Below are 14,518 nucleotides of genomic sequence, written 5' to 3' on the forward strand. Positions count from 1 at the left end.
AGTGGCTCAGCGGCGGTCGGGGACGGCCGCTGGCCGCGGGGTGGACCGGTCGCGGGGGCCCGGAGGGTCTCCCGGCCGGGACACGGGGAGTGGCTCAGCGGCGGTCGGGGACGGCCGCTGGCCGCGGGGTGGACCGGTCGCGGGGGCCCGGAGGGTCTCCCGGCCGGGACACGGGGAGTGGCTCAGCGGCGGTCGGGGACGGCCGCTGGCCGCGGTGCGGTCCGGAGGACCGCCGTGTCATGGCGCAGGATGGGCGGCGATGAGCGCCGCCGAGACCACCCCCGCCGCCGTCCCGTCCACCGACAACCCGTTGCTGGAACCGTCCGAGTTGCCGCTCCAGCTCCCGCCGTTCGCGGCGATCACCCTGGAACACTGCCGTGAGGCGCTGCTGGCCGGCATGGCCGAGCAGCGGACCGAGGTCGCGGCCATCGTCGGCTCGGCCGAGCCGCCGAACTTCGAGAACACCGTGGTGGCCCTGGAGCGTTCCGGCCGGCTGTACCGCCGGGCGGGCGCGGTGTTCCACAACCTGGCCTCGTCGGTGTCCTCGGAGCGGCTGCGGCAGATCGAGCGGGAGCTCGCGCCCCTGGAGTCTGCGCACGCCGACGCGCTGCGGCTGGACCCGGCGCTGTTCGCCCGCATCGACGCCGTCCACACCGGGCGGCACGAGGCGGGGCTCGACGCCGAGGCGGTGCGGCTCGTGGAGCGCTACCACCTGGACTTCGTCCTCTCCGGCGCCCGCCTCGACGAGGCCGGCCGGAGCCGGCTGTCGGGGCTCAACCAGGAGCTGTCGGGCCTGTCCACGACGTTCGGGCAGAACCTCCAGCTGGCCACGGAGGCCGCGGCGGTGGTCGTGCACGACGCCGCCGAGCTGGAGGGGCTCGGCGCCGAGGAGGTCGAGGCGGCGGCCCGGGCGGCCGCCGACCGGGGCGTCGAGGGCTTCCTGCTCCCGTTGCTGCTGCCGACCGGGCAGCCGGTGCTGGCGAAGCTGCGGGACCGGGCGTTGCGGCAGCGGGTCTTCGAGGCGTCGGTGAGCCGCGCCTCCGCCGGCGAGCACGACAACGGCCCGGTCGCGGCGCGGATCGCCCGGCTGCGCGCCGAGCGGGCGCGGTTGCTCGGCTTCGCCACGCACGCCGACCTGGTGCTCGCCGACCAGACGGCGGGCAGCACCGAGGCGGTCGACGCCATGCTGACCTCGATGGTGGGCCCGTCGTTGGCCAACGCGGAGGCCGAGGCGACCGCGCTGACCGAGGTCGCCGCCCGCGACGGGGTGACCGAGCTCGCGCCGTGGGACTGGGCGTTCTACAGCGAGCGGGTCCGCGCCGAGCGCTACGCCGTCGACACCGCGGCGCTGCGGCCGTGGTTCGAGCTGGACCGGGTACTGGTGGACGGCGTCTTCCGCGCCGCCGAGCTGCTCTACGGCTACCGGTTCGCCCCGCGCCCGGACCTCGCCGGCTATCACCCCGACGTCCGCGTCTGGGAGGTGACCGACGCCGGCGGGGACACCGTCGGCCTGTACCTCGGCGACTTCTACGCCCGGGAGGGCAAGCGGGGTGGGGCGTGGATGAGCTCCTTCGTCACCCAGTCGCGGCTGCTGGGCACCAAGCCGGTGGTGGTCAACAACCTCAACGTCACCCGCGCCGCCGACGGCCGCCCGACGCTGCTCACCCTCGACGAGGTCAACACGCTGTTCCACGAGTTCGGGCACACCCTGCACGGGCTGAGCTCGTCGGTCACCTACCCGCGGTTCGCCGGCACCGCCGTCCCGCGGGACTTCGTGGAGTTCCCCAGCCAGGTCAACGAGATGTGGGCGCTGTGGCCCGAGGTGCTGGCCGGCTACGCGCGGCACGTCGAGACCGGTGAGCCCCTCCCGGCCAGCGTCGTCGAGGCGATCGAGGCCGCCCAGCTGTGGGGCGAGGGCTTCGCGACCCTGGAGTACCTGGCGGCCACGCTGCTCGACCAGGCCTGGCACCGGATCACGCCCGGGACCGAGGTCGGGGACCCGGCGGAGTTCGAGCGGGCCGCTCTGGAGGCGGCCGGTGTCGCCCACCACCTGGTGCCGCCGCGCTACCGGACGACGTACTTCCAGCACGTCTTCGCCGGGGGCTACGCGGCCGGCTACTACTCCTACATCTGGTCGGAGGTGCTCGACGCCGACACGGTGGAGTGGTTCCGCGAGAACGGCGGCCTGCGCCGGGAGAACGGTGACGTCTTCCGCGAGCGGCTGCTGTCGGTGGGCGGGTCCGTCGACCCGCTGGAGGCGTTCCGCGCCGTCCGCGGCCGCGACGCCGACCCGACCCCGCTCCTGCGCCGGCGGGGCCTGCTCCCCACGGCCTGAGACGACACGAGCGGAGTGCCACGGGCGCGTCCGCCGCGCCGCGGCACTCCGCTCAGGTCCTCAGAGCCAGGGCAGGCCGAGGACGACGTCGAGGTCGTCGGGGCTCTCGCCCTCCCGGACCAGCCGGTTGGGCTGGCGGTGGCCGCACGCCGTGCAGCGGTGGACCACCTGCCAGCCCTTCCCGGACTTCTCCACGAGGCCGATCGGCTCCATCGGGGCCCGGCACTCGCTCGCCCGGTCGCCGGGGAGGTCGTCGACGTGCAGCGACCACAGGCACACCGGGCAGTGGTTGCGGTAGTGCCCGTCGGTGTTGGCCGGTACCGGGGAGCCGCAGTGCACGCAGGTGAACCCGGTGTTCTCCGCCCGCCGGGAGCGGGTGGGACGGGTCACGGCGCGCCCGGTCAGGGGACGAAGGGCTCGACCGCGACGACGTCGACGGTGATGTCGCGGCCGTTGGGCGCCTGGTAGGTCACCGTCGCCCCCGGCTCGGCGCCGAGGATGGCCGACCCGAGGGCCGACTCGGGCGAGTACACCGTGAGACCGGTGGTGCCGGCGATCTCCCGGGAGCCGAGGAGGAACTTCTCGGTGTCGTCGTCACCCTGGAAGCGGATGGTGATGACGGTGCCGGTGGCCGCGTGGGTGGCCGTCGTCGGCGCGTTGCCGACCTTGGCGGTGCGCAGCAGGTCGGTCAGCTGGCGGATGCGGGCCTCCTGCTTGCCCTGCTCGTCCTTGGCGGCGTGGTACCCGCCGTTCTCCCGGAGGTCGCCCTCCTCGCGGCGGGCGTTGATCTCGGCGGCCATGGCCGGACGGCCCGCCACCAGCTGGTCGAGCTCGGCCTTGAGCCGGTCGTGGGCCTCCTGGGTCAGCCAGACGCCCTGGCCCTGCTCGTCAGTCGGGGTGGACACGGTAGTGCTCCTGAAATGTCGGTGGCCGCCCCCCGCCTGGGGAACGGCCGCGTTCAGAACGGCCAACGTAACACCGTCCGGCGGTGACGTGTTCCACGTCATCCGCCGACGGATCCGGAACCGTACCGTCTCAAGGCGTGACGAGTGCCACGTGCACCCGATCGGTGGGGCCGGGGGCGGCGGGGCCCCGCCCGGACGGGGGATGATGTCCCGGTGACCGAAGCAGACCCGTTGCGCCTGCTCGCCGTGCACGCCCACCCCGACGACGAGTCGAGCAAGGGCGCCGCGACGATGGCGAAGTACGTCGCGGAGGGCGTCCGCGTGATGGTGGCCACCTGCACCGGCGGAGAGCGTGGCTCCGTGCTCAACCCCGCGCTGGACCGGCCGGAGGTCTGGGAGCGGTTGCCGCAGATCCGGGTCGAGGAGATGAACCGTGCGCGGGAGATCCTCGGCATCGAGCAGGAGTTCCTCGGCTTCGTCGACTCCGGCCTGCCCGAGGGCGACCCGCTGCCGCCGTTGCCGGAGGGCTGCTTCGCGCTCGTGCCGACCGAGGAGGCGGCGGCGCCGCTGGTGGAACTCATCCGCCGGTTCAAGCCGCACGTCATCACGACCTACGACGAGCGCGGCGGCTACCCGCACCCCGACCACATCAAGACCCACGAGATCTCGGTGCACGCGTTCGACGCCGCCGGTGACCCGGACCGCTACCCCGAGCTCGGGGAGCCCTGGCAGCCGCTGAAGCTCTACTACCACATGAGCTTCACGCTGCCCCGCACGCGGGCGCTGCACGAGGCCATCATCGCCTCGGGCAACGAGTCGCCCTACGCGGAGTGGCTGGAGAACTGGGACCCGGACCGCGACATGTCCCACCGGGTCACCACGAGGGTGCACTGCGCCGAGTACTTCACCGTCCGGGACGCCGCCCTGATCGCGCACGCGACCCAGATCGACCCCCACGGCCGGTGGTTCGCCTGCCCGCTGGAGGTGCAGCAGCGGGTGTGGCCCACCGAGGACTACGAGCTGGCCCGGTCGGTCGTCGACTCGCCGGTGCCCGAGGACGACCTGTTCGCCGGTGTCCACAGTGAGGTGACCGTCCGATGAGCCCCTCCCTCATCACCGTGCTGGCCGCGGCCGACGACGAGCAGCTGCCCTCCGACGTCGGCAAGGCCGGTCCGCTCGGGTTGCTGCTGATCGTGCTGCTGCTGATCGCGACCGCCCTGCTCGTGAAGTCGATGAGCGGGCACCTCAAGCGGTTGCCGGCCAGCTTCGACGGCGCGGACGACGGCCCGCGGGTCGTCGTCCCCGACACCCCGGCCCAGCTGCTCGAGGAGCGCAAGGAGCCGGGGCAGGAGCTGCTCGACACCCTGCGCCGGGCGCCCCTGGCCATCGAGCCGCCGCGCCGGGACGGCGACGGCCGGCCGGAGACCCCGAGGGGCTGACCCGGCCGGCCGCCGTGCCGGTCACCAGCGGTGCGCGACGTCGACGACCAGCCGGTCGATGTTGCTGGAACCGCCCTCGAGGACGAAGACCCGGAACGGCAGTCGTGCCCGCGTGCCGACGCCGAGCTCCGACTGGCCCTCGAACGACCCCAGCCAGGCCACCTGGCGCAACGTGCGGAAGCCCGCCACGTCGGCCGCCTCGAGCGGGTCGGCCGGCGAGTAGGTCGGCCGTCCCCGGTCGTCGTGGCCGACGGCGCCGAACGTGACCTGCAGCGCGGCGCCGCCCCGGAGCGGAACGGTCTCCCCGCTGCCGTCCTGCACCACCTCCGGCACGTACCGGACGACGTAGGAATCGGTGTCGTCGACCTCGGCGATGTCGACCACCACCCGGTCGTAGCAGGTGTGCCGTCCGGCGCGGACGTCGTGCACGAGGTCACCGCCGGGCTGGTACGGGTTGAGCGACTTGGCCTGGGAGCCCCAGGTGATGCCGCAGTAGGGCGCCGCGCTCGCCGACGCGGGGGCGACCACGCCCAGTGCGGCCAGCGCGGAGACGAGGATGACGAGGATCCGGGAGCGGGTCATGGTGACCTCCTGGTGGGTGAGTGCTCCGTCGTGAGAATCCGCCGACGCGCCGCGCGCGCACCAGAGCCGACGACGTCCGCTCTCGACGAAGAAACGCCGGGTCTGTGGGCACAAATCCACTATCATCCGGCGCGCCTGCTCGCGTTGTCGGGCAAGGTGTGCTGTGGGTGACGGGCTGCGGTGTGGGCGCGTCCGCCGGGCGCCGCCGGGTAGTCAGCGTCCGTGCCGAACCGACTCGCCACCGCCACCAGCCCCTACCTGCTGCAGCACGCGGACAACCCGGTCGACTGGCGGGAGTGGGGGGAGGCGGCGTTCGCCGAGGCCCGGGACCGCGACGTCCCGGTGCTGGTCTCGGTGGGCTACGCCGCTTGTCACTGGTGCCACGTCATGGCGCACGAGTCCTTCGAGGACGAGGCCACCGCGGCGCAGATGAACGCCGACTTCGTCTGCGTGAAGGTCGACCGCGAGGAGCGGCCGGACGTCGACAGCGTGTACATGACCGCCACGCAGGCCCTGACCGGCTCCGGCGGCTGGCCGATGACGGTGTTCACCACGCCGGACGGCAAGCCGTTCTACTGCGGCACCTACTACCCGTCGCGGCCGGCGCACGGCATGCCCGCCTTCCGGCAGGTCCTGGCGGCGGTCACCGACGCCTGGCGGACCAGGCGCGCGGAGCTGGAGTCGGCGAGCACCCGGATCGTCGAGGCCATCTCCTCACGCCTGGAGCTCGGCGCCCCCACGCCGCTGTCGGCCGCCGACCTCGACGCCGCCGTCGCCGCGCTGGGCGACGACTACGACGAGCGGTGGGGCGGCTTCGGCGGCGCCCCGAAGTTCCCGCCGTCCATGCTGCTGGAGTTCCTGCTCCGCGCGCACGCCCGCAGCGGGGACGCCGAGGCCCTCCGGATGGCCCGCGGCACGCTGGAGGCGATGGCGCGGGGCGGCATCCACGACCAGCTCGCCGGCGGCTTCGCCCGCTACGCCGTCGACGAGCGGTGGGTCGTGCCGCACTTCGAGAAGATGCTGTACGACAACGCGCTGCTGCTGCGCGGGTACGTGCACCTGTGGCGGACGACGGGGGAGTCCTGGGCCCGGCGGGTCGCCGACGACACCGCGGCCTTCCTGGTGCGGGACCTGGGCACCGCGCAGGGCGGCTTCGCCTCCGCCCTCGACGCCGACACCGACGGGGTCGAGGGGCTCACCTACGTCTGGACGCCGGCCCAGCTGGTCGAGGTCCTCGGCGAGGACGACGGCCGGTGGGCCGCCGGGGTGTTCGAGGTGACGGCGCACGGCACGTTCGAGCACGGGACGTCGACCCTCCAACTGCGGCGCGACCCCGACGACCCCGCCCGGCTGGCGTCGGTCCGCGAGCGGCTGGCCGCGGCCCGCGCCCGCCGTCCACAGCCGGCCCGTGACGACAAGGTGGTGACCGCGTGGAACGGGCTGGCGATCGCCGCGCTCGCCGACCACGGCGTCCTCACCGGTGACCAGCGGTCGGTCGCCGCCGCCCGCCGCGCCGCCCAGCTGCTGGCCGACGTGCACTGGGTCGGCGGGCGGCTCCGTCGCGCCTCGCGCGACGGCGTCGCGGGCGCCCCGGCCGGCGTGCTGGAGGACTACGGGGACCTCGCCGAGGGGCTGCTCGCGCTGCACCAGGCCACGGGGGAGGGACGCTGGCTGGAGCTGGCCGGTGACCTGCTGGACGTCGTCGCCGAGCAGTTCATCGACGCCGAGGGCTGGCACGACACCGCCGCCGACGCCGAGACCCTCGTCCACCGGCCGTTCGACCCCACCGACGGCCCCACGCCCGCGGGGATCGCCGCCGCTGCCGGGGCCGCGGTGACCTACGGCGCGCTCGCCGGGTCGCCGCGGCACCGGGAGCTGGGCGAGGCGGCGGTCGGCTCGCTGGCGACGCTGGTGACCCGTGCGCCCCGCGCGGCCGGGTGGGCTGCCGCCGTGGGTGAGGCGCTGCTCGCCGGCCCGTTGGAGGTGGCGGTGAGCGGTCCGGCGGGCCCGGGGCGGGAGGCCCTCGCGGCGGCCGCACGAGCCGCCACCAGCCCCGGCGCCGTGGTGGTCGTCGGCGAGCCGGACGCGCCCGGCGTACCCCTCCTGGCCGGCCGGCCGCTCGTGGACGGGCAGCCGGCTGCCTACGTCTGCCGCGGCTTCGTGTGCTCGGCGCCGGTGACCGACGTGTCCGCTCTGGGCGCAGCGCTGCGTCCTTCCTGACGCGGCCCTGTCGGCTTACGCTGAAAGCGTGTAATCACCCACGCGCTCCCGGAGGTCGTCGTGCACGGACCCCACTCCCGCTTCTCCGACTCACCGAACCCCTTCCTGCGCGGCTTCCGCGGGCGTGGCCCCGGCGGCCGTGGCCGCGGACCGGAGGCGCCGCCGCCCGTGGAGCGCGCCGAGGTCGCCGGCTGGTTCGCCGGCCGCCTGCCCGACGGCTGGTTCACCGGGCCGGTGGAGCTGACCGTCGACCGCGACGAGATCACCGTCGTCGGCACGCTGCCCGAGCCGGCACCCGGCGAGGGGGACGCCGCGGCCGCACGCGCCGGCCGGATCGCCCGCTTCCGGGAGGAGACCCGCGAGCAGCGGATGGTGATCGCCGATGCCGCGCAGGCCCGCTACGGCCGCTCGGTGGCGTGGGGGGCCGCGTGCGGTGACGACCGTGAGCTGTTCACCAACCTGTCGGTGCCGGTGATGACCCGGCTCCGGCAGCCCGAGCGGCTGGTGCTCGACACGCTCGTCGACGCCGGGGTCGCCCGGTCGCGGTCCGAGGCGCTGGTCTGGGCCGTGCGGCTCGTCGGTGAGCACGCGGAGACCTGGCTGGCCGAGCTCCGCGACGCGATGGCGGCCGTGGAGGAGGTCCGGGCGCGGGGTCCCCGCACCGACTGAGCTCACCTGAGCCGGTGTCCGGGCCGGTGCCCGCGACCGGGGACACTGGGCGGGTGACCGCCGACGCCGCCACCCCGACCGCGACCGACGTCCTGGTCGTCGGCGCGGGACCGGCGGGTGCCGCCGCCGCGGCCTGGGCGGCCCGGTCCGGGCGGCAGGTGGTGCTCGCCGACGCCGCGGTCTTCCCCCGCGACAAGACCTGCGGGGACGGCCTGACCCCACGCGCGATGGCCGAACTCGACCACCTCGGTCTCGGCGACTGGGCACGCGGCCACGCCTGCAACCGCGGGTTGCGTGCCGCCGGGTTCGGACGGGAGTGGCAGCTGCCCTGGCCGGGCGGGGAGTTCCCCGCCCACGGCAGCGCGGTGCCTCGCACCGAGCTGGACGCGCGGATCCGCGAGGTGGCGCTCGCCGCCGGCGCGACGCCGCTGGAGGGGGCCCGCGCCGTCGACGTCGAGCGGGACGGCGACCGGGTGACCGGCGTGACCTTCGAGGTCGGCGACGACACGGTGACCGTGGGCTGCCGGCGGCTGGTCGTGGCCGACGGCGCCCGCTCGCCGCTGGGCCGGGTCCTCGGCCGGGAGTGGCACCGGGGGACCGCCTACGGCGTCGCCGCCCGCGGCTACGTGCGGTCGGAGCGGGCCGACGACGAGTGGATCTCCTCCCACCTGGAGCTGCGCGGGACGGAGGGGGAGCTGCTGTCCGGCTACGGCTGGGTGTTCCCTCTGGGGGCGGCGTCGGGCCAGGTCAACATCGGCGTCGGCACGCTGGCCACCGCGCGCCGTCCGGCCGGGGTGCAGCTCAAGGCGCTGCTGGAGACCTACGCCGACGCCCGCCGGGAGGACTGGCGGCTCGACGGCCCGGTGGAGGCCCCGGCCTCGGCCCTGCTGCCGATGGGCGGTGCGGTCTCGAACGTCGCGGGGCGGAACTGGGCGCTGGTCGGCGACGCCGCCGGCTGCGTCAACCCGCTCAACGGGGAGGGCATCGACTACGGGCTGGAGACCGGCCGCAGCGTCGTCCGGCTGCTCGACGAGGACGACTGGTCGGCGGCGTGGCCGGCGACCCTGCGGCGGCACTACGGCGAGGCGTTCTCCATCGCCCGGCGGCTGGCCGGGCTGCTCACCGTGCCGCGGTTCCTGCCCGCCGCCGGCCCCGTGGGCATGCGGTCACGGGCGCTGATGACCGTTGCGCTGCGCGTGATGGGCAACCTGGTCACCGACGCCGACCGCGACCTCGTCGCCCGCCTGTGGCGGGGGGCCGGTCGGCTGTCGGTGCGCCTCGACGACCGGCCGCCGTTCAGCTGAGCCCGGACGGGACGTGAGCCGCGGTCCGGGGGAGCGGGGCCCCGGAGGGTCCCCCGAGCCCGGACGGGACGTGAGATGACGGGGAACTCGCGGTGAGCCGCGGTCCGGGGGAGCGGGGCCCCGGAGGGTCCCCTGGGCCCGGATGGGGAAGGGCTCGGCGCAACAGAGGAACGGCACCGGGCCGCGGTGTCCGACCGGAGGTCAGACGAAGGGGGAGTTGTACATCGCGAAGTAGACGGCGATGTAGTGGCAGATGGCGGCCACGATCGTCATCGCGTGGAAGACCTCGTGGTAGCCGAAGACCCCGGGCCACGGGTTGGGCTTCTTGATCGCGTACGCCACGCCGCCGGCCGTGTAGAGGACGCCGCCGACGGCCAGCAGCACCAGGGACGTGACCCCGGCGATGTGCAGGATGTCGGTGAGGATGAAGACGGCCACCCAGCCCAGCCCGATGTAGAGCGGCACCCCCACCCAGCGCGGCGCGGTCGGCCAGCTCAGCTTGAGGAAGACGCCCGCCAGCGCGCCGGCCCAGACGCCGGAGAGGATCCAGTACCCCGTCGGCTGGTCCACGGCCAGCAGGGCGAACGGCGTGTACGTGCCGGCGATGAACAGGAAGATCATCGAGTGGTCGAGCCGCTTCATGATCTTCCAGCCGCGTGGTGACCAGCGGCGGCGGTGGTACAGCGCGCTGATGCCGAACAGGCCGCAGATGGTCAGGCAGTAGACCGCCACCGGGAACCCCGAGCGGGCGCCCAGCACCGAGGCCAGGGGCACGAGCACGGCGCCGGCGACGATCGCGCCGAAGAACGCGAACAGGTGCAGCCAGCCGCGCAGCCGTGGGCGGGTGTCGGGGTGGTCCCAGTCGTCGTCGGCGAAGTCCGCGGCCGTCCAGGTGTGGTCGACCCGCGAGCCCTCGTCGAGGACGGCGCCCACGGCCTGGCTGCGCGGGGCCTCCAGCTGGGCGCCGTCCGCCTCGATCCGCACCGGTTCACGGTCGTCGGGCAGAGCGTGCACGAACCGAGGTTACGCATCCGTAGGTCACCCTGCACGGGCACCGGTTGTGCGTCGTCGGGCGGCCCCGGAGCGTCTTCGTGCAGGTCGGTGACGGGTGCCGGGAGCGTGCGGACCGGGGGCCTAGGGTGACGCCTCGTGGGGGTTCGGCAGTGGGTCCGTGACGTCCTCACCGAGGTCTACGAGCGGCGGCTCGCGCGGGCCCTGGAGGGTGCCGACATCCCCCGGCACGTCGGGGTGATCGTCGACGGCAACCGGCGGTGGGCGCGGGCCATCGGCCTGGAGGACCCCAATGCCGGGCACCGCCGTGGCGCCGACAAGATCGCCGCGTTCCTCGGCTGGTGCGACGAGGCCCACGTCGAGGTGGTCACGCTCTTCCTGCTCTCCACCGACAACCTGTCCCGCCCGGAGCCCGAACTGGTCCCGCTGCTGCGGATCATCGAGGGCGTCGCCGAGGACCTCGCCGCGCCGGACCGGCGGTGGCAGCTGCGCCCGGTCGGTGCGCTGGAGCTCCTGCCGGCGGAGACCGTCGCCGTCCTCAAGCAGGCCGAGGAGACCACCCGCGACCGGCCGGGGGCGACGGTGAACCTCGCCGTCGGCTACGGCGGACGGCGGGAGATCGCCGACGCGGTGCGCTCGCTGCTGGCCGAGCACGCCGAGCTGGGGACGACGCTGGACGAGCTGGTCGGCGTCCTCGACGTCGAGCACATCGCCGAGCACCTCTACACCCGCGGGCAGCCCGACCCCGACCTGGTGATCCGCACCAGCGGCGAACAGCGGCTCTCCGGCTTCCTGCTCTGGCAGACCGCCCACTCGGAGTTCCACTTCACCGACGTCTACTGGCCCGACTTCCGCCGCGTCGACTTCCTCCGCGCGCTGCGTGCCTACGCCGCGCGGCACCGGCGCTTCGGCAACTGAGAACATCCCTGGTCATGGCCGCCCGACCGCTCGACGTCCCCCTCGCGTACGTGCAGCTCGGGCTGCGGTTCGACCGGCTGGAGCCGGGGTTCGTCGACGCCTACACGGGTGACCCGCGGATCCGGGCCGCGGTGGAGGACGAGCCGGCGCCCACCCCGCAGGGGCTGCGCGACCAGGCCCGAGCGCTGCTGGGGGAGCTCGGCGCCGCCGGCCTGCCCGCCGACCGGACCGACTTCCTCCGCGGGCAGCTCGTCGGTCTGGAGTGCAGCGCCCGCACGATGAGCGGCGAGCCGGTGGCCTTCCTGGACGAGGTGGCCAGCTACTTCCAGGTCGAGCTCACCCTCGGCGACCCGGCGTCCTACGCCGCGGCCCACGCCGAGCTCGACGCGCTGCTGCCCGGCAGCGGCACCCTCGCCGAACGGTATGCGGCCCACCGGCGCCGCGAGGAGTGCCCGCCGGAGCGGCTGGCCGAGGCGGTGCACGCCCTGTCGAGCGCGCTGCGCGACGAGGTCCGCGGGGAGTACGGCCTCCCGGAGGTGGAGACGGTCGAGTACGAGGTGGTCACGGACAAGCCGTGGTCGGGCTTCAACTACTACGAGGGCGACTACCGGTCCCGCGTCGCGATCAACGCCGACCTGCCGCACCGCCTCGGGCAGCTGCCGCACCTGGTCGCGCACGAGTCCTACCCCGGCCACCACACCGAGCACTGCCGCAAGGAGCTCGGGCTGGTCGAGCGCTCCGCGCGGGTGGAGCACACCGTCTTCCTCGTCAACACCCCCGAGTGCCTCATGGCCGAGGGCCTGGCCGACCTCGGCGTCCAGGCGTCGATCGGCGAGGGCTGGGGTCCCTGGGCCGCCGAGGTGCTCGGTGACCTGGGGCTGCGCTTCGACGGGCACCTCGCCGAGCGGGTCGCGGCCGCGGTCGCGCCGCTGAACCGGGTGCGCCAGGACGCCGCCGTCCTCCTGCACGACCGGGGCGCCGACGCCGACGAGGTCGTCACGTACCTGCAGCGGTGGTCGTTGGTCAGCGAGGAGCGGGCGCGTCAGCAGCTGCGCTTCCTCACCCACCCGCTGTGGCGGGCCTACATCACCACCTACGTCGAGGGCTTCGACCTGCTCTCGGCGTGGCTGGACGCGCGCCCCCAGGGACAGCGCGTCGCCGACCGGTTCGTGCGGCTGCTGGACGAGCCGCTGACCCCGGCCGCCGTCGCCGGCGAGCTGCGCGCCGCCTGAGCGCGCAGCGGGACACGGCATGTCGCGGCGCGACCCGGAGGAGGCGCGGGACCTCGGGCTGTGGACGGCGGGCTGGCTCGCCGTCCTCCTGGTCGGCGGCCTGTGGTGGGTGGGCGACCTCCGGTTGCAGTGGCCGGTGCTGCTCGTGCCGCTGGCCTGGGCGCTGATCGCCGGCCGCCCGCGGCGGCGGCGCTGAGACGCGTGGTGCGCGTGGTGCCCCGACAGGGTGACACGACGTCGTCCGGACACGTTTCTGTCACCTCCCGGGCCTAACGTCCGCGGTGGAGGGCGAGCTCACCTCGCCGTCCACGGGAGGCCCGGTTGGCTCGACTGCGTTCGTCGACCAGGGGGCCGGTGCCCGGCCCCTGTGCCGGGGCCCGGCCACCTTCGAGCCGGGGTGCGATCAGCGCCCCAGGGGAGTCGACCCATGACCGAGCTTGCGAGGGCATGCAGCACCGCAGCACCACTGGGCACGCGGCAGACGAGCGCCGGCGAGGTGGCCGCGTGACCACTGGTCGCCGCACGTTCGTCCTCGACACCTCCGTCCTGCTCGCCGACCCCGGTGCGCTGCTGCGCCTCGGTGACCACGACGTGGTGCTGCCGCTCGTCGTGATCGGGGAGCTGGAGGACAAGCGCAACCACCCCGAGCTCGGCTGGTTCGCCCGGCAGGCGCTGCGTCTGCTCGACGACCTGCGGGTGGCCCACGGTCGGCTCGACGCGCCGGTGCCGGTGGGCGAGGAGGGCGGCACCCTGCACGTGGAGCTCAACCACAGCGACCCGTCGGTGCTGCCGGCCGGCTTCCGCAACGACAGCAACGACAGCCGGATCATGGTGGTGGCGCTCAACCTGCGGGCGGAGGGCCGCGACGTCTGCCTGGTGACCAAGGACGTCCCGCTGCGGGTGAAGGCGGCGGCCGTCGGACTGGAGACCGACGAGTACCGGGCCCTGGACGCCGTGGACGCCGGCTGGACCGGGATGGCGGAGCTGTCGCTGGAGGACGACGAGCTGTCGGCGCTCTACGACGAGGGCGAGGTCCACGTGCCGGCGGCCGCGGAGCTGCCCCCGCACACCGGCCTGGTGCTGCTGTCCTCCCGCGGCTCGGCGCTGGGGCGGGTGACCCCCGACAAGCAGGTGCGGCTGGTCCGGGGCGATCGCGAGGCGTTCGGGCTGCACGGGCGGTCGGCGGAGCAGCGGGTCGCCCTGGACCTCCTGCTCGACCCCGAGATCGGGATCGTCTCGCTCGGCGGGCGGGCGGGCACCGGCAAGTCGGCGCTGGCGCTGTGCGCGGGGCTGGAGTCGGTGATGGAGCGGCGGGCCCACAGGAAGGTGGTCATCTTCCGCCCGCTGTACGCCGTCGGTGGCCAGGAGCTCGGCTACCTGCCCGGCAGCGAGGGCGACAAGATGTCCCCCTGGGCCCAGGCGGTCTACGACACCCTGGGCGCGCTGGTCTCCAAGGAGGTCCTGGAGGAGATCGCCGCGCGCGAGCTCATCGAGGTGCTCCCGCTGACCCACATCCGCGGCCGGTCGCTGCACGACTCGTTCGTGATCGTCGACGAGGCCCAGTCGCTGGAGCGCGGCGTGCTGCTGACCGTGCTGTCGCGGCTGGGATCGGGGTCGCGCGTGGTGCTCACCCACGACGTCGCCCAGCGGGACAACCTGCGGGTGGGCCGGCACGACGGCATCGCAGCCGTGGTCGAGCAGCTCAAGGGGCATCCGCTGTTCGCCCACGTCACGCTGACCCGGTCCGAGCGCTCCGCGATCGCCGCCCTGGTGACCGAGATGCTGGAGGACATCCCCCTCTGAGCCGCGGCCGGCCGGCGCCGTCCCGCGCGGCGCCGGCTCGGCACGGCGGCACCGCCTGGGCGGCGGCACTGCCTGGGCGGCGGCACTGCCGGAGTTCCTC

14 protein-coding genes are annotated in these 14,518 nt (G+C 74.7%); 10 read left to right on the forward strand and 4 right to left on the reverse strand.

Annotation, left to right across the window (positions count from 1 at the left end; all coding sequences use genetic code 11):
• The first annotated feature begins 259 nt into the window (after positions 1-259).
• Positions 260-2,335 (forward strand): M3 family metallopeptidase, encoded by a 2,076-nt coding sequence (locus tag ACI78V_RS20960; RefSeq protein WP_456854276.1) that lies wholly within the window; start codon positions 260-262, stop codon positions 2,333-2,335.
• A 60-nt stretch (positions 2,336-2,395) separates the two neighbouring features.
• Here ACI78V_RS20960 and ACI78V_RS20965 read toward each other — a convergent pair whose 3' ends face one another.
• Both ACI78V_RS20965 and greA read right to left on the reverse strand, forming a co-directional pair.
• Positions 2,396-2,725 carry an RNHCP domain-containing protein gene (locus ACI78V_RS20965; protein WP_456854277.1) on the reverse strand — a complete coding sequence of 110 codons (330 nt, stop codon included), beginning with the start codon at positions 2,723-2,725 and terminating at the stop codon, positions 2,396-2,398.
• Positions 2,726-2,736: 11 nt separating this feature from the next.
• Positions 2,737-3,240 (reverse strand): transcription elongation factor GreA, encoded by a 504-nt coding sequence (gene greA / locus ACI78V_RS20970; protein WP_456854279.1) that lies wholly within the window; start codon positions 3,238-3,240, stop codon positions 2,737-2,739.
• 213 nt (positions 3,241-3,453) lie between these two features.
• Between greA and mca the strand changes: the two genes are divergently transcribed.
• Positions 3,454-4,341 carry a mycothiol conjugate amidase Mca gene (gene mca, locus ACI78V_RS20975; protein ID WP_456854281.1) on the forward strand — a complete coding sequence of 296 codons (888 nt, stop codon included), beginning with the start codon at positions 3,454-3,456 and terminating at the stop codon, positions 4,339-4,341.
• Complete coding sequence (locus ACI78V_RS20980) at positions 4,338-4,679, forward strand: hypothetical protein (protein WP_456854282.1); 342 nt, start codon at positions 4,338-4,340, stop codon at positions 4,677-4,679. The genes mca and ACI78V_RS20980 overlap by 4 nt, the downstream gene beginning before the upstream one ends.
• A gap of 21 nt (positions 4,680-4,700) precedes the next feature.
• Here the strand turns inward: ACI78V_RS20980 and ACI78V_RS20985 are convergent, their stop codons facing one another.
• Positions 4,701-5,261 (reverse strand): AMIN-like domain-containing (lipo)protein, encoded by a 561-nt coding sequence (locus tag ACI78V_RS20985; RefSeq protein ID WP_456854284.1) that lies wholly within the window; start codon positions 5,259-5,261, stop codon positions 4,701-4,703.
• 222 nt (positions 5,262-5,483) lie between these two features.
• On the opposite strand from ACI78V_RS20985, the gene ACI78V_RS20990 reads away from it, so the two are divergent.
• The 3 genes from ACI78V_RS20990 to ACI78V_RS21000 are packed head-to-tail and all read left to right on the forward strand — an operon-like array spanning position 5,484 to position 9,454.
• Entirely contained in the window at positions 5,484-7,481 is a 1,998-nt protein-coding gene (locus tag ACI78V_RS20990; RefSeq protein WP_456854286.1) for a thioredoxin domain-containing protein, read from the forward strand.
• A gap of 60 nt (positions 7,482-7,541) precedes the next feature.
• On the forward strand, positions 7,542-8,150 hold the full coding sequence (locus ACI78V_RS20995) for a hypothetical protein (RefSeq protein WP_456854288.1): 609 nt from the start codon (positions 7,542-7,544) through the stop codon (positions 8,148-8,150).
• Between the two features lie 53 nt (positions 8,151-8,203).
• Positions 8,204-9,454: a geranylgeranyl reductase family protein gene (locus tag ACI78V_RS21000; protein ID WP_456854289.1), complete on the forward strand. Its 1,251-nt coding sequence runs from the start codon at positions 8,204-8,206 to the stop codon at positions 9,452-9,454.
• A gap of 201 nt (positions 9,455-9,655) precedes the next feature.
• Here ACI78V_RS21000 and trhA read toward each other — a convergent pair whose 3' ends face one another.
• Positions 9,656-10,468, reverse strand: a complete 813-nt coding sequence (gene trhA / locus ACI78V_RS21005; RefSeq protein ID WP_456854290.1) for a PAQR family membrane homeostasis protein TrhA — start codon at positions 10,466-10,468, stop codon at positions 9,656-9,658.
• 135 nt (positions 10,469-10,603) lie between these two features.
• Between trhA and ACI78V_RS21010 the strand changes: the two genes are divergently transcribed.
• The 4 genes from ACI78V_RS21010 to ACI78V_RS21025 all read left to right on the forward strand — a co-directional run bounded on the left by ACI78V_RS21010 (position 10,604) and on the right by ACI78V_RS21025 (position 14,418).
• On the forward strand, positions 10,604-11,383 hold the full coding sequence (locus tag ACI78V_RS21010; protein ID WP_456854292.1) for an isoprenyl transferase: 780 nt from the start codon (positions 10,604-10,606) through the stop codon (positions 11,381-11,383).
• A 14-nt stretch (positions 11,384-11,397) separates the two neighbouring features.
• Positions 11,398-12,615, forward strand: a complete 1,218-nt coding sequence (locus ACI78V_RS21015; protein WP_456854294.1) for a DUF885 domain-containing protein — start codon at positions 11,398-11,400, stop codon at positions 12,613-12,615.
• 19 nt (positions 12,616-12,634) lie between these two features.
• Positions 12,635-12,811, forward strand: a complete 177-nt coding sequence (locus tag ACI78V_RS21020; protein WP_456854296.1) for a hypothetical protein — start codon at positions 12,635-12,637, stop codon at positions 12,809-12,811.
• Positions 12,812-13,119: 308 nt separating this feature from the next.
• Complete coding sequence (locus ACI78V_RS21025) at positions 13,120-14,418, forward strand: PhoH family protein (protein WP_456854298.1); 1,299 nt, start codon at positions 13,120-13,122, stop codon at positions 14,416-14,418.
• The last annotated feature ends 100 nt before the right edge of the window (positions 14,419-14,518 follow it).

It is taken from the genome of Geodermatophilus sp. SYSU D00742, from assembly GCF_054049935.1.